We start from the raw sequence: 22,801 nt of genomic DNA on the forward strand, positions 1-22,801 counted from the left end.
AATCATAGAGTTAGACTTATTTTATTAAATATTTTACCTGCGTCGAGTATTGTAACAAATCTACAATAAAATTGCTTACTGCAGTGCCTAATAAAATAGCAACAAATATCATACACACTTGTAATTGAGTGGCGTATCCTTTTTTAAAAAATTGATCTAATCTAATTGATTGTAAAGCCCAATAGGCAATACAAATACATACAACATGTAACACTAAATGGATAACTGCATATTGTCCGATATAATCCATTTTATCACCTCATAAGATTACTGTATTACATTGTACATGAAAAATTTAAATAATGATACAAAGTTTAATACCCGTTTTTAGTAAAGTTTAAGCTAACTTACTATATAATTCTTTTTACATAAATATCATAACTATAAAATATCTTGGTATGAAAAAATGTAGATAATTTCAAAAAATGAAATGTCGACTGTAGATAGTGGTGAAGGAAATTTTGATTTTAGCAATCTATTAGTGATTGTAAAAAAGTAAAACTATTCTTGGGAGTCGGACATAAATCAATGTCTAGACTCTATAGTGTTGTATTTGGCAGTAGTTGACGGGGCCCCAACATAAAGAAATACTTTTTCTTTAGAAATTAGTATTTCTTATACATGAGTTTTACTCATGTATTCCTATTTTTAAATACACATTAGCTGTGTTTAATGATAAAGAACCACTACATCATAAATCTTTAATGGTTCTTTATCAATTCCTTCCCCCCTCTCATGTTTTGTATCTTTAAATCAATATAATTCAAAAAAGGGTCGAAGATATGAAATCACATCTTCGACCCTTTATTTACTATTTTAATTCAGCCACACGCAAACGGTTATTTGCTCTCTCTAAAGCTCTTTCGGCTCTATGAATATCAGTATTGTCGTCATCATTTTCCAAGTGAGACTCTGCTCTTGCTTTGGCTAATTTAGCTCTTTCAACATCAATTTCTCTTGCAGTTTCTGCAGTCTGAACAATGATTGAAACTTTATCTTTTCTAACTTCAACAAAGCCATCGCTTACAGCAATATATTCAGTTCCATCGTGAAATTTCACTTTTACAAAGCCTGTTTTTAAAGCAGCTACAGTTGGAATATGTCCACTCATGACACCTATCTCACCAGCTGTTGTTTGCATAACAACGAGTTCAACATTATCACGATTGTAAACAGAACCATTAGGAGTGACAATATCTAGGTTTAATGTATTCATTATCCATTCCTCCTAATTGTTATACTTCAACACCCATATCTTTAGCTTTTGCAATAACATCATCCATGCTACCAACTAAACGGAATGCATCTTCTGGAATATGGTCATATTTACCATCTAAGATATCTTTAAAGTTTGCAACTGTTGTCTTAACAGGTACATAAGAACCTTTTTGACCAGTAAATTGTTCCGCTACGTGGAAGTTTTGAGATAAGAAGAATTGAATTCTACGTGCGCGTTCAACTGTTTGTTTATCTTCATCAGATAATTCGTCCATACCTAAGATAGCAATGATATCTTGTAATTCACGGTATTTTTGAAGTGTTGATTGTACATCACGAGCTACTTCATAATGTTCTTGACCTACAATTGATGGTTCCAATGCTCTTGATGTAGACGCTAATGGATCCACGGCTGGATAAATACCCATTTCAGTTAATTTACGTTCTAAGTTTGTAGTTGCATCTAAATGGGCAAACGCTGTCGCAGGCGCTGGGTCAGTATAGTCATCGGCAGGTACGAATACCGCTTGAATAGAAGTAACTGATCCTTTTGTTGTAGACGTAATACGTTCTTGTAATTGTCCCATTTCAGTAGCAAGTGTTGGTTGGTAACCTACTGCAGAAGGCATACGACCTAATAATGCAGATACCTCAGAACCAGCTTGTGTAAATCTGAAAATGTTATCGATGAATAATAATACGTCTTGACCTTGTTCGTCACGGAAATATTCAGCCATTGTTAAACCAGATAATGCAACACGCATACGTGCACCAGGTGGCTCATTCATTTGCCCGAATACCATGGCTGTTTTCTTAATTACACCACTGTCACTCATTTCGAAGTATAAATCGTTACCTTCACGAGTACGTTCACCTACACCGGCGAATACAGAAATACCACCGTGCTCTTGAGCGATGTTGTTAATTAATTCTTGGATTAATACTGTTTTACCTACACCGGCACCACCGAACAATCCGATTTTACCACCTTTAATATAAGGTGCTAGTAAATCTACTACTTTAATACCTGTTTCTAAAATTTGAACTTCTGTTGAAAGTTCATCGAATGCTGGTGCTTGACGATGGATAGGATCGCGGCGAACAGAATCACTAATTTCTTCTTTAAGGTCAATTGTTTCACCTAGTACATTAAATACACGACCTAATGTTTCGTCACCAACAGGTACACTAATTTCTTTGCCTGTATCTTTTACATCCATGCCTCTTTGGACACCATCAGTTGAATCCATCGCAATTGTACGAACAACGTCGTCACCTAATTGCAGCGCAACTTCTAATGTTAGTTGTATTGTACCTTCTTCTTTAGGCACATCAATAACCAAGGCGTTATTAATTTTAGGAACTTCGTTATGTTCAAATCGAACATCAATTACAGGACCCATAACTTGAGTTACACGGCCAATTCCCATGCTATTTTCCTCCTTTAAATATTATTCAAGCGCTGCGGAACCACCAACAATTTCAGTAATTTGTTGCGTAATTTCTGCTTGTCTCGCTCTGTTATATTCTAATGATAAGTCATCAATAAGTTCAGTTGCATTATCAGTGGCATTTTTCATCGCAGTCATACGTGTTGCATGCTCACTTGCTTTTGCGTCTAATATTGTTCCGTAAATCAAACTCTCAACATATTGAGGCAAGATTACACTTAAGATAGATTCTTTATCTGGCTCAAATTCATAAGAAGACAAATGACCATGCCCCTTACTAGAATCCTCTTGAGATAATGGTAATACTTGTCTAGATGTAGGCTTGTTTTCAAGAACGCTGACATAATGACTATAGTATATATTTAATTCATCAATTTCTTCTTCACTGTATAAGTCTATAGCATGGTTAGCTAGTGCTTGAACAGATTTGAAAGAAGGTTGATCAGGTACGTCTACTTGAGAATACTCAATGTCATAACCTCTATTTTTTAGGAAATCAACACCTTGTTGCCCTAAAACTACAATACTGTATTCGCTACTATCTTGATGTTTCGCTTCAATATCAGTAATCAATTTTTTAAGCACGTTTGCACTATATGCACCTGCTAAACCTTTATCACTCGTGATAACTAAATATCCACTTCTAGTAATTTTACGAGGTCTTAGCATTGGATGGTTTGTATTGCTACTTGCCCCTGCAACTGCAGTAATTGCATCTTGCATTTTATCCATATATGGTGTGAATTGTTTTGTATTTTTTTCAGCTCTACGAAGTTTTGAACTTGATACCATGTTCATCGCTTTCGTAATCTGCTTCATTTTTTTGGTTGATTTTATTCGAGTATCTATTTCTTTAAGAGAAGCCACTATCTCACCACCTTATACTAAACTTGTTTATTATTCAGATTTGCTAAAGCTTTTTTTGAATTCGTTAATTGCTGTGTCAAACTTCTCAGCATCTGGTAAGCCACCAGTTTCTCTGATTTCATTTAACAGTTCAGTAGCATTTGATTCTGCCCAGTGGTTTAACTCGTCTTCAAAACGTGTGATATCTACAACTGGAATATCATCTAAATATCCTTTTGTTAATGCATAAATAATCAACACTTGGTGTTCGACTGGTAATGGTTTGTTTTGATCTTGTTTTAAGACTTCAACAGTACGTTTACCACGTTCTAATTTACTTGCAGTAAATTCATCAAGGTCTGAACCGAATTGTGCAAATGATTCAAGTTCTCTGTATGACGCTAAGTCAAGACGTAACGTACCAGCAACTTTCTTCATTGCTTTAATTTGTGCAGATCCACCAACACGAGATACAGATTGTCCGGCATTAATCGCTGGTCTTACACCTGAGAAGAATAAATCAGATTGTAAGAAGATTTGTCCATCTGTAATTGAAATAACGTTTGTTGGTACATAAGCTGAAATATCACCAGCTTGTGTTTCGATAATTGGTAATGCAGTAATTGAACCGCCACCTAAGTCATCGTTTAATTTTGCTGCTCTTTCTAATAATCTACTATGTAAGTAGAATACGTCACCTGGGTATGCTTCACGACCTGGAGGTCTACGTAATAATAATGATAACTCACGATAAGCTGCTGCTTGTTTAGTTAAATCATCATAAACGATTAAAACATGTTTACCGTTAAACATGAATTCTTCACCCATTGTTACACCTGAATATGGTGCAATATATAATAATGGAGAAGGTTCAGAAGCTGATGCTGCTACAACAATAGTGTAGTCTAAAGCGCCTGCTTGTCTTAACTTTTCAACATTTGCTCTTACTGTTGAATCTTTTTGACCAATAGCAACATAGATACAAATCGTACCTTGATCTTTTTGGTTCAAAATTGTGTCAATTGCAATTGTTGTTTTACCTGTTTGACGGTCACCGATGATTAACTCACGTTGACCTCTACCAATTGGTACTAAAGCATCAATTGCTTTGATACCTGTTTGTAATGGCTCATCTACTGATTTACGATCCATTACACCAGTAGCTTTTTTCTCTACTGGACGTGTTTTAGTTGTGTTAATCGGTCCTTGTCCATCAATAGGTTGTCCTAATGGATTAACAACTCTTCCGATTAGTTCTTCACCTACTGGTACTTCCATGATACGACCAGTACGTTTAACTTCGTCACCTTCAGTAATACCTGTGTATGGTCCTAAAATAACCACACCCACGTTTGACTCTTCAAGGTTTTGGGCTAAACCAAGTACGCCGTTATGGAATTCTACTAGCTCACCAGCCATAACGTCATTTAATCCGTGAATTAATGCAATACCATCACCAATTTGTAATACAGTACCTACATCAGTTACGGACATTTCTGACTCATAATTTTCAATTTGTGAGCGAAGTAATGCACTGATTTCTTCAGCTTTTATGGCCATCTATGTCACTCCTCTTTATAATTAATTAACTCTTCTAAATTTTCTTTGTAATTGGACAAGATCATTTCTAACACTACCATCTAATACAGTTGTGCCGACTTTAACTCTAAATCCACCAATTAAATCTGGATTAATTTTTGTATCTACAATAACTTTAGATAACTTCGTTTGTTGAGTTACTAGTTTGACAATCTTATCTAACTCTTCTTGACTCAATTCATATGTTGACTCAATTGTTGCAAAATCTTGATTGTAGTGTCCGTTATATAAGCTTTGGAACGCCTTGAATACGTCAGCTATTAATGAGATATGTCTATTATCTGCTAACACGTACATCATATTTTTAATGTATGGATTAATGTCAGTAAATACACCATTAATCAACTCACGACGTTGTTCTGCTGTTTGAGTTGGATTACTGTCAACCATTCTCAATTGCTCAATTTTATCTTTTACTGCTTCATTTATAACTGTTAATTCTTCATTAATAGTCTCTAAATTATTTGTATCTAATGACACGTCAAATAATGCTTTAGCATACTTGTTAGCTACTTTTACCATTATTTATCGCCTGCCTCTTTTAGATACTTGTCAACCAATGCTTTTTGGTCTTGTTCAGAAATTTCTTTTCTAAGAACTTTAGAAGCAATTAACACTGATAGTTCAGATACTTGATTATTAATATCTGCAATGGCACGTTCTTTTTGGCTATTGATTTCACTTTGTGCTGTTTCAATCATACCGTTTGCACGTACGTTTGCTTCATGAATAATTTGTTCTTGCTGTTGACGTGCTTGAACCTTAGCATCTTCTAAAATCTTTTGAACTTCTTCTTGTGTTTCTTTAAGTTTTTGTTTATTTTCTTCTTCAAGTTTCTGTGCATTTAACTTAGCTTGTTCTGCGTCATCGATATCTCTGTTAATATCTCTTTCACGTTTATCCATTACATCTTTCAATGGACCCCATGCGAACTTTTTAAGTAACGCAAGTAACACGATGAAAGTTAGGACCTGTACAATCACAGTACCCCACTCAACGCCTCCAGCTGCACCAAGAACGAATAAGTTAGCTGTTTCAGTCACGGGTTCATGACACTCCTTTCATTAAAATAATCGCTAGTGTTATATAGAAAAAAACGACGAGGTTAGGACCTACTGAATTTATGCGATAGGCATGGTGCGTTCATATCTCAACTATTTAATAAAGTTCAAAGATATTACTATATATGCATCATGAATTATGTCCTATGCGCTTTGTCCCGACCTCTTTTATCTGTTAATTATCCAGCAAATGTCATGAATGCAATTACTACACCGATGATAGGTAATGCCTCAACTAAACCTACACCAATGAACATGATACCCATTAATTGACCACGTGCTTCTGGTTGACGTGCTACACCTTCAACTGTTCTTGAAACGATTAAACCGTTACCGATACCTGCTCCTAATGCTGATAAACCAATTGCGATTGCTGCTGCGATTAAATTCATAATTTAATTTCCTCCTGTGATTGTATATAATTATTGAAATTTTTAGTGTTCATCTGCCACTTTATGTGACATATAAACCATCGAAAGCATAATAAAGATATATGCTTGGATTGTTCCTACAAATATTGAAAATGCTTGCCAAACAATTAATCCTGGGATACTAATAATCCAACCCCATGCTGGTTCGTTAAAGAATAAGCCAGCAAGTAATGTTAATAGTATCTCACCTGCAAATATGTTACCGTACAAACGCAGACCAAGCGTTAATGTTGAAGTGAACTCTTCAAAAACATTAATAATTGCCAATGGCCAAAACGGCTGTACATAACCTTTAAGATATTGTTTCGTACCACGCATTTTAATTCCATAAAAGTGAGTTAACAGTATTATCGTTGTAGACAACGTTAAAGTCACTGTTGCATCAGCTGTCGGTGATTTCCACCACAATGTGTGATCTTTCGTTACTATAGAAAACGGAAGACCTAACATATTAGCTATAAAAATGTACAGAATCAGCGTTACTGCTAAGAAGTGGAATTGACCACCTTTTTTCCAAGCCATGTTACCTTCAATGATTCCCCTCACGAAATCAAAAATCCATTCAACGAAATTTTGTTTGCCAGTTGGTCTTTTTTTCAAATTACGCGTACAAATGATAGCAAGTAGAAAAACAAGAAACGCCGTAACAAGTATCATCAATATACTTGATAAATTGAAAACGATATCAAAACCGAATAAATTCCAACTCACGAGCGGGGATTTGTGATCCATAATCTCACCTCTTTCTTAATTTATTTGCTCACCTTTAGTAAAGGACGTATGATAACTACAACATATGAAATCATTAAACCAATAATTATACCGATGATACTTACATGCGCTTTATTAAGGTACCAAATCATACAGGCAATAATTGCAACTAAGTATCGCCACATATTTCCAGTTGAAATATGCATAGTGTCTGGTCTTTTAGCTTTAGCTAAATAGCATTCAAAAATACATGTGTTGATTGCAGAACCAGTAACACCAATGATTAATCCTAAGATAAATGCATGGTGTGTATAAAGGTATAATCCTCCCAATATTATTATTAGATAAAAATAATATTGAATGAACTGTTTAAAAATGTTGTAGAAACGACTCATTTTATATGCCTCCGTGTGACTGATATCAATCATGAAAACCGTTCCACTCATACAAACTAAATGATAATATAGGCGATTTGTGGTGTCAATTCTATTCAAATTGTTGTAAAAAAATAAGCATAGTTAGACACAATTTAGACACAATTAGACAAAAAGTCTATTTTCCTCAGAAATCGCTTGGTTTTTCAGTGATTAAATTCAAATAATACTTAATATGATTAACTATTCTTTCTGAAGCAAATCCATCACCGTAAGGATTAGATGCTTCAGACATTTGATGATATAATCTCTCATCATCGATTAATTCTTTTGCAGCTTGATACACATTTTGCTTATTTGTTCCAATGACTTTTAATGTGCCAGCTTCAACACCTTCAGGACGTTCTGTAACACTTCGCAAAACTAAAACTGGCTTATTAAATGATGGCGCTTCTTCCTGAATTCCACCTGAATCTGTCAAAATAAAATAAGATTTTTTAGCAAAATTATGGAAATCTACTACGTCCAAAGGTTCAATCAATTCAATTCTGTCATGACTACCTAAAATCTTTTGAGCCACCTCTCGAACTTTCGGGTTTTTATGCATTGGATATACCAGTGCTAAATCAGTATACTCATCTATTAAGCGTCTAACCGCTTTAAATATATTTTCCATGGGTTTCCCGATATTTTCTCGTCGGTGTGCTGTCATAAGAATGAATTTTTTGTCATGGTATTTATCCATGATGTTAGATTTATAATTGTCATCAACTGTATATTTCATAGCATCAATCGCAGTATTACCAGTGACAACAACACTTTCTGAATATTTCCCTTCACTTAACAAATGCGATGCAGCATTTTTAGTAGGTGCAAAATGTAAGTCAGCTAATACACCAACTAATTGTCTATTCACCTCTTCTGGAAAAGGTGAATATTTATCATAACTTCTAAGCCCTGCTTCAACGTGTCCAATCGGCACTTGGTTATAAAATGCCGCTAAACCACCTGCAAATGTCGTCATCGTATCACCATGTACAAGTACCATGTCTGGTTTTTCTAATTGAATCACTTGTTCTAATTGAGTGATTGATTTAGAAGTTATCTCAGAAAGTGTCTGTCCTGATTTCATAATATTCAAATCGTATTTTGGTTTGATTTCAAAGGTACTTAATACTGAATCAAGCATTTCTCTATGCTGTGCTGTAACAACAACAATTGGCTCGAGCATTTTTTCTTGTTCCAAAGCTTTAACTAAAGGAGCCATCTTTATGGCTTCGGGTCTTGTTCCAAATATGGTCATAATCTTTTTCATCAAACTACTTATCTCCGATTCTTCTATTTAGTACCAAACAATCTATCTCCAGCGTCGCCTAACCCTGGTGTGATATATGCTTTGTCATTTAGCTTTTCATCAAGTGCAGCAATATAAATATCTACATCTGGATGTGCTTCATGCATCTTTTCTACGCCTTCTGGTGCTGCAATTAAACACATGAAGCGAATATTTTTAGCGCCACGTTTCTTCAATGAAGTAATAGCTTCAATTGCTGATGCGCCTGTTGCTAACATAGGATCAACAACAATGATTTGTCTTTCAGTAATATCTTGAGGTAACTTAGCAAAATACTCTACAGCCTTTAATGTTTCGGGATCTCGATATAAACCGATATGTCCAACTCTGGCTGCAGGTACTAAACTTAAAATACCATCAGTCATACCTAAACCAGCTCTTAAAATTGGAACGATAGCTAATTTTTTACCAGCTAATCGTTTAGCCGTCATTTTAGTTACAGGCGTTTCAATATCAACATCCTGAAGCTCTAAGTCTCTAGTTACTTCATATGCCATCAACATACCAACTTCGTCTACAAGTTCTCTAAATTCTTTAGTACCTGTATTTACATCTCTAATATAGCTTAGTTTGTGTTGAATTAATGGATGATCGAAAACGTGTACTTTACTCATAAAAATTACTCCTATCTTTGTGTATGTTTATTGATATAGAGGATATTCAGCTGTTAATTTCGCAACGCGTTCTTTAGCTTGTTGTAATTTTTCTTCATCTTTACTATTTTTCAATGCTAAACTGATGATTTTTGCAACTTCCTCAAAAGCTTTTTCATCAAATCCACGCGTTGTTGCAGCAGGTGTACCTAAACGTATACCACTCGTTACAAAAGGTTTTTCTTGATCGAACGGAATGGTATTTTTGTTACATGTGATACCAACTGAATCTAAAGTCTCTTCAGCTTCTTTACCAGTAAGTCCTATAGACCCTTTTACATCAACAGCTACTAAGTGATTATCTGTACCGCCAGAAACAATTCTAAATCCTTCATTAATTAATGCTTCTGCAAGAACTTTTGCGTTTTTAACCACTTGTTGTTGATACGTTTTGAAATTATTTTCTAACGCTTCTCCAAAAGCAACTGCTTTTGCTGCAATAACATGCTCAAGAGGTCCACCTTGAATACCAGGGAAAATTGTTTTATCTATGTCTTTTTTATATTCTTCCTTACATAAAATCATACCACCACGTGGTCCGCGTAATGTTTTGTGTGTTGTAGTTGTTACAAAATCAGCATATTCTACTGGATTTGGATGTAAACCTGCCGCTACTAATCCTGCAATATGTGCCATGTCTACCATTAACTTAGCGTTTACTTCATCTGCGATTTCTTTAAACTTTTTGAAGTCAATTGTTCTTGAATATGCTGATGCTCCTGCCACAATAAGCTTAGGCTTATGCTCTAACGCTAATTTACGAACTTCATCATAATTGATTCGTTCTGTGTCTTTATCTACTCCATATTCAACGAAATTGTAGAATTTACCACTAAAATTAACAGGCGCTCCATGTGTCAAGTGACCACCATGACTCAAATTCATACCTAAAACTGTGTCGCCCATTTCTAATGCAACTAAGTAAACAGCCATGTTCGCTTGTGAACCTGAATGTGGTTGAACATTGACATGTTCAGCTCCAAACAATGCTTTAGCACGATCAATTGCGATGCTTTCAGTAACATCTACAAACTCACAGCCACCATAATATCGGCGTCCTGGATAGCCTTCAGCATACTTATTAGTCAACACTGAACCTTGTGCTTCCATAACCGCTTCCGATACAAAATTTTCCGATGCGATTAACTCTATGTTGCTATTTTGTCTCTGAAATTCTCTCTCGATTGCTTCTGCGATAACTTTATCTTGCTTGGTGATATAAGACATAAAATCTCCCCTTCTTTCAAAAAAACTTATTGGTATTTAGCACGTTCGCCACCAATCTTTTTCGGCCTAGATGTGGCAATAGTTACAATTGCCTGTCCTACTTGCTTTACTGAGGTCCTTACAGGTACACATACATGTTTAATATGCATGCCTATTAACGTTTGACCAATATCAATTCCACAAGGAACAGTAATATGTTCGACCACGATCGGATCCTTCATATGCTGAAAAGCGTATGTTGCCAAACTCCCTCCAGCATGTACATCTGGAACGACGGAAACTTCTTCCATTGTTAATGGATTATACTGAGATTTTTCTATTGTTATCGCTCTGTTGATATGTTCACATCCTTGAAAAGCAAAAGTAACGCCTGTCTCTTTACTCACAACATCTAATGCATTAAAAATAGTTTCTGCAACTTCCATCGAACCGACAGTCCCTATTTTTTCGCCAATGACTTCCGATGTTGAACATCCAATTAAACATATATCTCCTTTATTAAAAAAGGACATATCTTTTAATTCGTCTAATAACATTGTCAAATCTTTCATAAAAGCCCACCCTTCCTAAAAATAAAAAAGGAATATAGCAAAGTGCTACACTCCTCTATTATAACTTATTTAACTGTTAACATATACTAATTATACAGAATTCCTACTAGCAAATAATATCTTTTAATTTTAAAATTAAACTTACAAGTTCTTCATAGGTATGTACATACATTTCTTTTGTTCCACCGTATGGATCTATAACTTCTCCTGCTTCTTTTACATATTCATGCAATGTGAAAACATGATTTTGCAAACCAAAGTGTGCCTCTATTAATTCTTTGTGCGAATACGACATCGTCAAAATAATATCTGCTTTCAAATCTGCTTCAGTAAATTGTTGCGATAAGGTCGTTTCAGCTAAATGATGTTCTTCAACTAAGTCTTCAACATAATTCGAAACACCTTGATTGTTCACAGCGAATATACCTCTTGATTCAAATTGATGATTTGGCATAACCTCTTTTGCAATACTTTCCGCTAATGGGCTACGACATGTGTTACCTGTACAAACGAATAAAATCTTCATAGTTCACATCCTTTAATAATGTGATTACCTGCAGCTTTTAACATGCGATTCATAATTGCTTCTGTATTATCATTCAGCTCAAAGCCGTATATATACGCCGCTGAAATATTTTCATTTTCATCAAGTGAATGTAACACATCATAAAGATTATGACTTGCTTGTTTAACATCATTGTCATCCTGACATAATTGAATGAATTGCGCTTCACTTGGTATAAACGCCACCTTATTACTCGGCACAATAAAAGCTATAGAAGACCAATCTTTACCGTCATTTCCAATTTTGCTCTCAATATCTGTAATAATTGTAAGTGGTGTATTGGGTGAGTAATGCTTATACTTCATACCTGGTGCAATTGGCTGTTCAGTATCATTATAATCAGCATGGGCGATACTATTCGGAAGTATTTCTGTAATCATTGCTGCTGTTATAGAACCAGGTCTTGCAATTTTATAAGGAAAAGATGTGCAATCTAAAACCGTACTTTCTAATCCTTCTTCACTTTGTTCAGCTTGAACAATACCATCGATACGGCCATTCAAATCTTGATATACATGATTGAAAGTTGTTGGTGAAGGTCTACCACTTAAATTAGCACTTGGAGCAGCTAGAGGTTCATTTATGATTTGTAATAATTGTCTACCTACAGAATGGCTTGGCATTCTAACAGCAACTGATGATAAACCTCCAGAAACTTTTCGACATAGATAGCCTAGCTTTAACGGCAATATAAACGAAATAGGGCCCGGCCAGAATGCCTGCATTAACTTTTCTACGCGTGGATCCAAAGTATATGTAAAATCTTTTAATTGACCTTTACTGTGTATATGAACAATAAGCGGATTGTCAGATGGACGGCCTTTAGCTTCATATATTTTAGCTACAGCTTCTTCATCTGTCGCATTTGCTGCAAGTCCATAAACTGTTTCAGTTGGTAAACCTATTAAACCACCGTTTAAAACAATGTCTTTTATTTCATTAATTTTAGGATATTGCTGTAAATCTTCATTATATTCTCTAACATCCCAAATTTTAGTATCCAACTTAATCACGCCTTTCTTATTTATCATAATATAAAGCAAAAAGCTATGCACTTAACTAATCATAGCAAAGGCATAACTTCTAATTACCATTTAAATGAGACGATTCGATCGTGGCCATTTATATCTTTAATAATGTCGATTTTTTTGTCAGGAAATTTATTTAAAATTATTGATTTAAGTGCCTCACCTTGATTGTAACCAATTTCAAAAACAACTGGGCTGCCTTTTTCCATAACGTGAGGTAAATCTTCAATGATTGATTCATAAATAGCATATCCATGGTTATCTGCAAACAATGCCTGATGTGGTTCGAATCTCGTAACCGTTGGAGACATCGTAACCATATCTTTTTCATCTATATATGGTGGATTAGATATCAAGCCGTTCAACTTGATACCTTCATTAATTAAGGGCTTTAATGCATCCCCTGTTAAAAATTGTATTTGTGATTGATGCTTCTCAGCATTATTACGAGCCATATTCATTGCTTCAAGTGAAATATCAGTAGCAATAACATTTAAATCCGGCTTTTCACATTTCAAAGTAATTGCAAGTACACCACTACCCGTTCCGATATCTACGATTGTTGCATCATCTTCTAACTGTTGTAAGAAATGCAACATTACTTCTTCAGTTTCAGGTCTTGGTATCAAACAATTTGAGTTTACATCAAACGTTCTACCATAAAATGAGGCAAAGCCAACTATATACTGTATAGGCTCTCCTAATAACATACGTTGTAATGCTAAGTCGAACTTCATAATCATCGCTTTCGGCATATCATCATGCATGTGGACTACAAAGTCCGTACGCGTCCATTGAAATACATCTAACATTAACCATTCAGCTCGTGTTTGTTCAAACCCTTTTTGTTGTGTTAAATGAATTGCTTCATCTAACTTTTCTTTATAATTCACCATTATTAAGTTCTTTCAATTTATCTGTCTGCTCTGATAAAGTCAGTGCATCTATAATTTCTTCTAAATGGCCTTCCATAATTTGCCCTAATTTTTGAAGCGTTAGACCTATACGATGGTCTGTTACACGGCTTTGTGGATAATTATAAGTTCGAATACGTTCTGAACGATCACCAGTACCGACTGCTGATTTACGTTGTGACGCATACTTTTGTTGTTCTTCTTGAACTTTCATATCGTATAAACGTGCTTTTAACACTTTCATTGCTTTTTCACGGTTTTGAATTTGAGACTTCTCAGAAGATGTTGCAATGACACCAGTTGGTAAATGGGTAATACGTACTGCAGAGTCAGTTGTGTTTACGTGCTGACCACCTGCACCACTTGAACGATACGTGTCGATTTTTAAATCTTCATTTCTAATTTCAATTTCTACATCTTCAACTTCTGGTAAAACTGCCACTGTAGCTGTTGAAGTATGAATACGTCCACCTGATTCTGTTTCAGGCACACGTTGAACGCGGTGCGCACCATTTTCAAATTTCAATTTACTATACGCGCCATTACCAGAAACTGAGAAACTAATTTCTTTGTAACCACCATGGTCACTTTCAGACGCTTCTACTATTTCAGTTTTGAATCCTTGTGATTCAGCATACTTTGAATACATACGCATTAAATCACCAGCAAAAATCGCAGCCTCATCACCACCTGCTGCTGCTCTTATTTCTACAATAACGTCTTTGTCATCATTAGGATCTTTAGGAATCAATAATATTTTAAGCTCTTCTTCAAGATTTGGAAGTTCAGCTTTAATACCATTACTCTCCTCTTTTAACATTTCTACTTCTTCTTTATCATCAGTCTCACTTAACATTTCTTCAATATCAGCTAATTCTTCTTTTTTAGCTTTATAGTTACGATAAACATCTACAGTTTTTTGTAAATCAGCTTGCTCTTTAGAATATTTACGTAATTTATCTGAATCATTTACAACATCTGGGTCACTTAACAGTTCATTTAACTGTTCGTATCTTTCTTCTACAATATCTAATTGATCAAACACTTATAATTCCTCCTTATTATTATCACTAGGTGCTACGATATGGTGCGCGCGACAACGTGGCTCATAACTTTCATTGGCACCTACTAAGATAATCGGATCATCGATTTTAGCTGGTTTACCATTTATTAATCGTTGCGTTCTACTAGATGAAGAACCACAAACAGCACAAACTGCTTGAAGTTTCGTTACTTGTTCACTGACAGCCATCAATTTAGGCATTGGTTCGAACGGTTCGCCCCTAAAATCCATATCTAATCCAGCAACAATAACACGGTGTCCATCTGCTGATAGTTTTTCTACTATACTTACAATTTCATCGTCAAAAAATTGCACTTCGTCTATTCCTATAACATCAACATTAGTTAAGTCGTGCGTCATAATTTCACTTGCTTTAGAAATATTAATCGCTTCAATGGCATTACCATTATGAGAGACCACTTTTTCTTTATGATATCGATCATCAATCGCCGGTTTAAATACAACGACTTTTTGTTTAGCGTATATACCCCTTCTTAGACGTCTTATTAGTTCTTCGGATTTACCGCTAAACATACTACCTGTAATACATTCTATCCAACCGGAATGGTAAGTTTCATACATTGAGAGTTCCACCTTTTTCAAAACATAATCGCTTTATTATATCATATTTCAAATATTCATAAATGTCTTTTTCATAATTATATCGATATTGTACATGAACAATTATTTTATAAATTTGTCTTGCATATTTATATACAGCTATTCTAATTTGTTGCTTCTTATTCGTGCGATGTTTCTACTCAATACAAACTTTAATAAAGGGGGAAATTTATCATTATGTATTAACAACATGGTATTGAGTCACTTCTTTGAACACAGTCGTAAGTATATACCCTTACTACGCTTATAAATAAAAAAGCTGTCTACAATTCCATTATAGGATGCAGACAGCTTAACGATTACTATATTAGTTGTTTGATTTAAGACCAAACTTTTTGTTGAAACGTTCCACACGTCCATCCGCAGCAGCGAATTTTTGACGTCCAGTGTAGAATGGATGTGAATCAGATGAAATATCTAAACGAATAACTGGGTATTCTTTTCCATCTTCCCACTCCATCATTTCTGAAGATGTTTTTGTAGAACCGCTTAAGAATTTGAAGTTTGTAGTAGTATCTAAAAAGATTACTTGGTGATACTCAGGATGAATTCCTTGTTTCATTATTTTCAGCTCCTTTGCCCTGAACCATCTGGAACAGAGTTATTTGTGAGTTTTTACCCAATACTGTGTAATTATAAAGGTAATTAATTCAAAACGCAAGCCCCTATATAATGTTTATTAAATTATAGGTCGACCCGTTTTAGTACTTTCTTCTGCAGACTTTTGTAGCTGCTTGAAGAAATCTTCATTATTCTTAGACCTTTTAAGTTTGCGAATAAATCTTTCAGTAAAGTCAGTTGAGTCAGTGAATAGATTTCTTAATTGCCATAATGTGTCTAATTCAGATTTACTTATCAACAATTCTTCTTTACGCGTTGAACTTCTGCCAATATCAATTGCAGGGAAGATACGACGTTCAGACAATTTACGATCTAAATGTAACTCCATGTTACCTGTTCCTTTAAATTCTTCGTAAATCATATCGTCCATACGTGAACCCGTATCAACTAATGCAGTTGCAAGTATTGTTAAACTTCCACCCGCTTCAATATTTCTCGCTGCACCGAAGAATGCTTTTGGTTTGTGTAAAGATGCAGGATCTAAACCACCTGATAATGTACGACCACTTGGTGGAATAACTAAGTTATAAGCGCGTGCTAATCTCGTTATAGAATCCATTAAAATAATGACATCTTCCCCAATTTCTACTAAACGCTTTGCACGTTCAAGTAATAATTCAGCTACTTTAACATGGTGTTCTGGTGGTTCGTCAAACGTTGAATGAACGACTTCAGCAGCTTCTACTGAGCGTTCTAAATCTGTTACCTCTTCAGGACGCTCGCCAACTAACAAAATAAATAGCTTTGCATCTGGTTTGTTCGTACTGATTGCATTCGCTATTTCTTTTAATAACGATGTTTTACCTGCTTTAGGTGGCGCCACTATTAAACCACGTTGACCTAAACCAATCGGTGTTACTAAATCCATGATGCGCGTTGAATAATTTTGTATTTCTGTCTCTAATTTAATACGCTCATCTGGATAAAGTGGTGTCAAAGCTTGGAAATGCGGACGTTTCTTCACTTCTTCTGCGTTATGGTCATTGACAAAGTCAACTTGTAATAAGCCATAATATTTTTCGTTATCTTTAGGTTTTCTAACTTTCCCAGTTACTTTATCCCCACGTTTAATTTCAAAACGACGAATTTGGCTAGCAGATATATAAATATCTTTTTCCCCTTTAGAATAGTTCACTGTTCTTAAAAAACCATAACCATCTGGTTGTATATCATCTAAGATACCTTCCATATAATAGTTACCATCTTTTTCCATTTGTGCTTCCATAATAGCTAGAACAAGTTCTTTTTTATTTAATTTACTATAGTTCGTCAACTTAAGAGTTTTAGCTTTTTGAGTGAGTTCCTTGGTAGTATAGTTCTTGTACAATTCGTGGAATGATTCATACTGAGGAGATGTACGTTCTCTTTCAGGCATATAGTTTACACCCATTTCATTATTTTTTAGTTAGTAAGTAATAGATAGGCATGACAATGCATAAATAACTGTGCTAGCACAATCCCATTATGCTAATCCCCAACCTTTTAAATACATGAATAACTATAGCAAATTTTTATTTTAATTACAAAATCTATTTATAAAAATTGCAAAATTAAAACAGTACACAAAACTTAATTAGTCATGTGCACTGTTTTATTGCGATTTTTAATTCAAAAATCAAATTTATTTAAAATATCCAGCTATAGATTTCACTTCTAAGAACTCTTCAATACCATAATCGCCCCATTCACGACCTAAACCAGATTGTTTATAGCCACCAAATGGTAAATCTGGCTTTCTACCTGCTTCGTTTATTTCTACTGTACCTGCTTCAATAGAACGAGCTACTTTATGCAATGTTTCTTTGTCCTTACCAATAACATATCCTGCCAAACCATATTTTGTATCATTTGCAATTTGAATCGCTTCATCTAAATCGTTATAAGTGATAACTGACATTACTGGCCCAAAAATTTCTTCTTGTGCTATCGTCATTTGATTATCTACATTAATAAAAATTGTCGGACGTGCAAAGTATCCTTTTTCAAGTCCTTCTGGTTTACCAGGACCACCATAAAATAATTCAGCACCTTCTTCAATACCTTTATTAATATAATTTTGTACTTGATCAAATTGTTTTTTACTAATGATAGGGCCTACTTGTGTACCATCTTCTCTTGGATTACCGACACGCACTTGGCTAAATTGTTCTTTTAATTCAGCTAAGAATGCATCTTTAATTTTGTTAGGCACTAAAACACGTGTACCAGCTGTACATACTTGACCAGTATTATTAACAACTTTGCCTGTTGTTGCTTTAGCCGCTTCTTTAATATCTACGTCATCTAGGACGATATATGGTGATTTGCCACCAAGCTCTAATGATACCTTTTTAAAATCTTTAGCGGCTTTTTCCATAATTTTAGAACCAGTAGGGCCTGATCCTGTAAATGACATCATGCGTACTTTAGGATGTTCAGATAAAGGATTCCCAACACCAGCACCATCACCATTAACAAGGTTAAATACACCTTTAGGAACACCGACTTTATCAAAAATCTCAGCTAAAATAACAGCTGCAAATGGTGTTTCTTCAGATGGTTTAAGTACAACTGGACTACCAGCCGCAAATGCTGCTGCTAATTTTAATGATGTTTGGTTTGTAGGGAAGTTCCACGGTGTAATTAATCCAGATACACCGATTGCTTCTTTAACAACTAAATCATCTCCGCGGCGTTCTTCAAATTCGTAGTTATCTAATGCGTCTCTCGCTGCAACAAAATGGTTTAGTCCCATTTGATAATGGACACGCTCAGATAATGATAAAGGAGCACCTAATTCATCCGTAATAGCTTGTACAATATCGTCTTTTCTGTTTTCATATTCTTTTACAATTTTATCTAATAACGCTTGTCTTTCTTTCACAGATGTATGACGGAACTCTAAATAAACATCGTCTGCCGCCTCGACGGCTTTATCAACATCAGCTTTATTACCTTTAGCAACTTTCCCGATTACTTCTTCGGTTGCTGGATTTATAACTTCTATCGTTTCATTACTATTACTTTCTACCCATTCGCCATTAATGTATTGCTTTGTGTAGTCTCTCATTATTCTTTCACTCCTCAAGAATGATTTATATATTATTTATCCGTAATGCATACGATATAAACATTACATTCCATTATGATACGCTCCCTTTTAATATGTTCAAAATAAAATGCTTTAAAATTTTGCTGCATCTATTTTTTTATATTTTTAAATAAAAATAACTATTCCCACATCATCGCAAATAATGCGAAGACTTAGAAATAGTTATAATCAATGCTATGTTTAAACGTCATGTAATTATTTAGCAGTACGTTGATCTGTTAAATCGACATATGATTGCGCCCATGCTTCAATTGGATGTAAAGCCTCTGCTAACGCTTTACCTTTTTCAGTTAGCACATAAATAATTTGTACTGGACTCGTAGAAATGATTTGCTTCTCAACTAACTCCCATTGTGCAAGCTCTGACAACTTAAGACTTAAAGCACGTGGTGTTATTGTTTTCAAATCTCTTTTCATATCGGAAAAGTGTGCTGAACAGTCATTACATCTTGAGAGATAATTAATGATTAATCCATTCCAACTTCTACCAAGTATTTTAAAAGTTTCTTCGAGATACGGACATACTTCCATCATCTTCACCTCTCATCAATAAATTTAGAATGTAAACGAACACCATTTTTTAATCAGTATAATTATTATACCACAAAACAAGATAAATCTATACAGTTTCCGTCCAAATATCTGCACCTAAAGCTTTTAAGTGTTCTACAATATCTGTATAACCTCTATAAATATGTTTAACATTGTAAATTGTAGTTACACCCTCAGCAATTAAACCAGCAATAATTAAACAAGCTCCTGCTCTTAAATCGCTAGCATAAACTTCAGCACCATGTAATGTTGATGGTTTTATCGTTGCTGTGCCTTCGTCAACTTCAATATTTGCACCCATGCGCTTTAATTCTTCAACATGTTTAAAACGCTCCGGATAAATCGTATCAGTTACAAATGAAGGACCATTTGCCATAAATAATAATGGTGTAATAGGCTGTTGCAAATCAGTAGCAAAACCTGGATATACTAGTGTTTTAATATCAACAAATTGATATGGCGCATTATTATTGATGCGAATTCTTTCGTCTCTTACATCAACATTCACACCTAATTCACTAAATTTAGCAGTTAATGTTTCTACATGTTTCGGAACAATATTATTTAATATAACATTTTCTCCACATGCTGCAGCGATACACATATATGTGCCTGCTTCAATTCTATCAGGTATAACTTGATACTCAGAACCATGTAATTCTTTGACGCCATTGATTTTAATTGTTGATGTACCCGCTCCCTTAATATTAGCTCCCATACTTGTTAAGAAGTTAGCAACATCAACTACTTCCGGTTCTTTAGCAGCATTTTCAATTACAGTTTGTCCTGTTGCATAAACTGCAGCTAGCATAATGTTAATTGTTGCACCTACGCTAACCATATCTAGAAAAATATGTGCACCTTTTAACTCTTTAGCTTCGATTTTCATTGATGTCGTACTTGATTCATCAATTTCAGCACCTAAAGCTTTAAATCCTTTAATATGTTGATCAATTGGACGTGGCCCAAGTGGACATCCTCCCGGTAAACCAATCACACATTTTTTAAATCTACCTAACATGGCACCCATCATATAGTATGAAGCACGTAATGATTCAACTTTATTATTTGGTAATGCAGCATTTTGTATTTCAGTTGTATCAACTTCTAATTCCGTACCATTTAGTGATGCCTTAATATTTAAATCTTCTAATAAACTCACTAAAGTTTTAACATCAGAGATTTGCGGTAACCCTTCTAATTTCACATGTCCTTGAGCTAATAATGTTGCAGGAATGATAGCTACAGCACTGTTTTTCGCGCCACTGATATTAACTTCCCCATTTAGTGTGCGTCCACCTCTTATTTTTATTACCTCTTGAGCCATATCATTTATCTCCTTTGTCCATTACTTTTTAATTTTTTGCATTATTAGCATTATAAATTAATTTTACTTTATTTGTAAAATAGTTTATTTTAATCGTTAAAATCTTGTCTTTCTATTTTCGATTGATTAATAACAAATCATTCACCTTTACTAATATATGCTGTTCTTCCCCACTTGACCATGGTCTAAAGTCTGATTATTCAACTAAATATTGACGTTGTTTTGACAATTATTTAGTTTTAATTCTACGGTTTTCACGTAAACTTTTTTCATAAATTGCTCATTTTCCTTATAATTATATCACAATCAATTTTGATATATTTTACCATTTTTACGCTTTCATTTTAAAATCAAACTGTTTTATTTATTACTTATACGACATAAAAAAGAAGCAAACACCATTTTGTCTGCTTCTTTTAAAATTAATATCCCTACGTTATTAATAACTTAAAGACTAAATATTAATTATTTAGCGCGGTTAGAAGTACCGAACTCTTTAATTTTACCTTTAACTGTTTCTTTGATGGCTTCACGTGCAGGTCCTAAGTATTTACGAGGATCGTAAACTTCTTTGTCGTTATTTAAAACGTCACGAACTGCTTTTGCTGAAGCGATTTGGTTTTCAGTGTTTACGTTAATTTTAGCTGTACCAAATGGAATTGCTTTTTGGATATCTTTAGTCGGGATACCAGTACCACCGTGTAATACTAATGGTAAACCTGTAGATAAACCGATTTCTTCCATTTCTTTAAATCCTAATTTTGGTTCACCTTTGTATGGACCATGAACTGAACCTAATGCTGGCGCTAATGCATCAATACCAGTTTTTTCAACTAGTTCTTGACATTCTTTAGGATCAGCATAAATGATGCCGTCTGCTACAACATCATCTTCTTGTCCACCAACAGTACCTAATTCAGCTTCTACAGAAACACCTTTTTCATGAGCGTATTCAACAACTTTTTTAGTTGTTGCTACGTTTTCTTCGAATGGGCTGTGTGAAGCATCGATCATTACTGATGTGAAACCAGCATCGATAGCTTCTTTACATTTTTCAAAGCTTGAACCATGGTCTAAATGGATTGCTACAGGAATAGTGATGTTTAAGTCATGCATTAACCCTTCAACCATTTTAACAATTGTGTAGAAACCGCTCATGTAACGAGCAGCACCTTCAGAAACACCTAAAATTACAGGTGCATTTTCTTCTTGTGACGCTTCTAAAATTGCTTGAGTGAATTCTAGGTTATTAATATTGTATTGACCTACCGCATAACCATTTTCTTTTGCATCAATTAACATTTCTTTCATTGAAACTAAAGGCATGAAAGTTCCTCCTTGAGTGCTTACGCACGTATTTTTCAAAGTAATTATATCAAAAAAATAGCGTCAATGCATTGAAATACTGCAGATTAAATGTGTATTTTTTGAAAAATGCGATAGTTATACTAAATGCAAACGTATACATTTTTATACAATTTAAGCCGTTGCATAATATGTAGTCATTAATTACAATATTTTATAAGTAGATTGGAGGATAAAG

26 protein-coding genes are annotated in these 22,801 nt (G+C 34.6%); all 26 read right to left on the reverse strand.

Translation table 11 applies throughout. From position 1 onward, the window contains the following. Window positions 1-16: 16 nt before the first annotated feature. The 26 genes from AA076_RS10630 to fdaB all read right to left on the reverse strand — a co-directional run bounded on the left by AA076_RS10630 (window position 17) and on the right by fdaB (window position 22,584). Window positions 17-250: a DUF1146 family protein gene (locus tag AA076_RS10630; RefSeq protein ID WP_000384523.1), complete on the reverse strand. Its 234-nt coding sequence runs from the start codon at window positions 248-250 to the stop codon at window positions 17-19. 131 nt (window positions 251-381) lie between these two features. Then, entirely contained in the window at window positions 382-474 is a 93-nt protein-coding gene (locus AA076_RS15415) for a hypothetical protein (RefSeq protein ID WP_001790611.1), read from the reverse strand. Between the two features lie 337 nt (window positions 475-811). Beyond that, window positions 812-1,216 carry a F0F1 ATP synthase subunit epsilon gene (locus tag AA076_RS10640; RefSeq protein ID WP_001094394.1) on the reverse strand — a complete coding sequence of 135 codons (405 nt, stop codon included), beginning with the start codon at window positions 1,214-1,216 and terminating at the stop codon, window positions 812-814. A gap of 19 nt (window positions 1,217-1,235) precedes the next feature. Further along, window positions 1,236-2,648 carry a F0F1 ATP synthase subunit beta gene (atpD, locus tag AA076_RS10645; protein ID WP_000511135.1) on the reverse strand — a complete coding sequence of 471 codons (1,413 nt, stop codon included), beginning with the start codon at window positions 2,646-2,648 and terminating at the stop codon, window positions 1,236-1,238. Window positions 2,649-2,669: 21 nt separating this feature from the next. After that, window positions 2,670-3,536, reverse strand: coding sequence for an ATP synthase F1 subunit gamma (gene atpG / locus AA076_RS10650; protein WP_000157603.1), 867 nt, complete (start codon window positions 3,534-3,536; stop codon window positions 2,670-2,672). A gap of 30 nt (window positions 3,537-3,566) precedes the next feature. Continuing rightward, window positions 3,567-5,075, reverse strand: coding sequence for a F0F1 ATP synthase subunit alpha (gene atpA, locus AA076_RS10655; protein ID WP_000974881.1), 1,509 nt, complete (start codon window positions 5,073-5,075; stop codon window positions 3,567-3,569). A gap of 21 nt (window positions 5,076-5,096) precedes the next feature. After that, complete coding sequence (locus AA076_RS10660) at window positions 5,097-5,636, reverse strand: F0F1 ATP synthase subunit delta (protein ID WP_000241351.1); 540 nt, start codon at window positions 5,634-5,636, stop codon at window positions 5,097-5,099. After that, window positions 5,636-6,157, reverse strand: coding sequence for a F0F1 ATP synthase subunit B (locus tag AA076_RS10665; protein ID WP_000140679.1), 522 nt, complete (start codon window positions 6,155-6,157; stop codon window positions 5,636-5,638). The genes AA076_RS10660 and AA076_RS10665 overlap by 1 nt, the downstream gene beginning before the upstream one ends. 197 nt (window positions 6,158-6,354) lie before the next feature. Next, window positions 6,355-6,567: a F0F1 ATP synthase subunit C gene (gene atpE / locus AA076_RS10670; RefSeq protein WP_001048816.1), complete on the reverse strand. Its 213-nt coding sequence runs from the start codon at window positions 6,565-6,567 to the stop codon at window positions 6,355-6,357. A 42-nt stretch (window positions 6,568-6,609) separates the two neighbouring features. Next, window positions 6,610-7,338 carry a F0F1 ATP synthase subunit A gene (gene atpB / locus AA076_RS10675; RefSeq protein ID WP_000349655.1) on the reverse strand — a complete coding sequence of 243 codons (729 nt, stop codon included), beginning with the start codon at window positions 7,336-7,338 and terminating at the stop codon, window positions 6,610-6,612. Between the two features lie 20 nt (window positions 7,339-7,358). After that, on the reverse strand, window positions 7,359-7,811 hold the full coding sequence (locus AA076_RS10680; protein WP_001801792.1) for an ATP synthase subunit I: 453 nt from the start codon (window positions 7,809-7,811) through the stop codon (window positions 7,359-7,361). A 67-nt stretch (window positions 7,812-7,878) separates the two neighbouring features. Next, on the reverse strand, window positions 7,879-9,006 hold the full coding sequence (gene wecB, locus AA076_RS10685; protein WP_000723418.1) for a non-hydrolyzing UDP-N-acetylglucosamine 2-epimerase: 1,128 nt from the start codon (window positions 9,004-9,006) through the stop codon (window positions 7,879-7,881). A 23-nt stretch (window positions 9,007-9,029) separates the two neighbouring features. Further along, on the reverse strand, window positions 9,030-9,659 hold the full coding sequence (gene upp / locus AA076_RS10690) for a uracil phosphoribosyltransferase (protein WP_000048712.1): 630 nt from the start codon (window positions 9,657-9,659) through the stop codon (window positions 9,030-9,032). Between the two features lie 27 nt (window positions 9,660-9,686). Then, window positions 9,687-10,925, reverse strand: coding sequence for a serine hydroxymethyltransferase (gene glyA, locus AA076_RS10695; RefSeq protein ID WP_000120494.1), 1,239 nt, complete (start codon window positions 10,923-10,925; stop codon window positions 9,687-9,689). A 26-nt stretch (window positions 10,926-10,951) separates the two neighbouring features. Continuing rightward, window positions 10,952-11,476: a TIGR01440 family protein gene (locus tag AA076_RS10700; protein WP_000654185.1), complete on the reverse strand. Its 525-nt coding sequence runs from the start codon at window positions 11,474-11,476 to the stop codon at window positions 10,952-10,954. Window positions 11,477-11,582: 106 nt separating this feature from the next. Continuing rightward, entirely contained in the window at window positions 11,583-12,002 is a 420-nt protein-coding gene (locus AA076_RS10705) for a low molecular weight protein arginine phosphatase (RefSeq protein WP_000697334.1), read from the reverse strand. Beyond that, entirely contained in the window at window positions 11,999-13,045 is a 1,047-nt protein-coding gene (locus AA076_RS10710) for an L-threonylcarbamoyladenylate synthase (protein ID WP_000379888.1), read from the reverse strand. The genes AA076_RS10705 and AA076_RS10710 overlap by 4 nt, the downstream gene beginning before the upstream one ends. Before the next feature lie 83 nt (window positions 13,046-13,128). Further along, window positions 13,129-13,965: a peptide chain release factor N(5)-glutamine methyltransferase gene (prmC, locus tag AA076_RS10715; protein WP_000248735.1), complete on the reverse strand. Its 837-nt coding sequence runs from the start codon at window positions 13,963-13,965 to the stop codon at window positions 13,129-13,131. Beyond that, window positions 13,952-15,028: a peptide chain release factor 1 gene (prfA, locus tag AA076_RS10720; RefSeq protein WP_000460242.1), complete on the reverse strand. Its 1,077-nt coding sequence runs from the start codon at window positions 15,026-15,028 to the stop codon at window positions 13,952-13,954. Before prfA ends, prmC begins: the two co-directional genes overlap by 14 nt. Then, window positions 15,029-15,628: a thymidine kinase gene (locus AA076_RS10725; protein WP_000273356.1), complete on the reverse strand. Its 600-nt coding sequence runs from the start codon at window positions 15,626-15,628 to the stop codon at window positions 15,029-15,031. Between the two features lie 346 nt (window positions 15,629-15,974). After that, a complete protein-coding gene (locus AA076_RS10730) occupies window positions 15,975-16,229 on the reverse strand; it encodes a type B 50S ribosomal protein L31 (protein WP_000808968.1) in 255 nt (84 codons plus the stop codon). Between the two features lie 117 nt (window positions 16,230-16,346). Next, window positions 16,347-17,663: a transcription termination factor Rho gene (gene rho, locus AA076_RS10735; protein WP_001115098.1), complete on the reverse strand. Its 1,317-nt coding sequence runs from the start codon at window positions 17,661-17,663 to the stop codon at window positions 16,347-16,349. A 246-nt stretch (window positions 17,664-17,909) separates the two neighbouring features. Then, window positions 17,910-19,337 carry an aldehyde dehydrogenase family protein gene (locus tag AA076_RS10740; protein ID WP_001206093.1) on the reverse strand — a complete coding sequence of 476 codons (1,428 nt, stop codon included), beginning with the start codon at window positions 19,335-19,337 and terminating at the stop codon, window positions 17,910-17,912. Between the two features lie 237 nt (window positions 19,338-19,574). After that, complete coding sequence (locus tag AA076_RS10745) at window positions 19,575-19,910, reverse strand: winged helix-turn-helix transcriptional regulator (protein ID WP_000451438.1); 336 nt, start codon at window positions 19,908-19,910, stop codon at window positions 19,575-19,577. An 88-nt stretch (window positions 19,911-19,998) separates the two neighbouring features. Next, window positions 19,999-21,258, reverse strand: a complete 1,260-nt coding sequence (locus AA076_RS10750; protein ID WP_000046602.1) for a UDP-N-acetylglucosamine 1-carboxyvinyltransferase — start codon at window positions 21,256-21,258, stop codon at window positions 19,999-20,001. A 465-nt stretch (window positions 21,259-21,723) separates the two neighbouring features. Beyond that, entirely contained in the window at window positions 21,724-22,584 is an 861-nt protein-coding gene (gene fdaB / locus AA076_RS10755) for a class IIb fructose-bisphosphate aldolase FdaB (RefSeq protein ID WP_001131841.1), read from the reverse strand. Window positions 22,585-22,801 lie beyond the last annotated feature (217 nt).

The organism is Staphylococcus aureus (assembly GCF_001027105.1).
GTDB lineage: Bacteria > Bacillota > Bacilli > Staphylococcales > Staphylococcaceae > Staphylococcus > Staphylococcus aureus.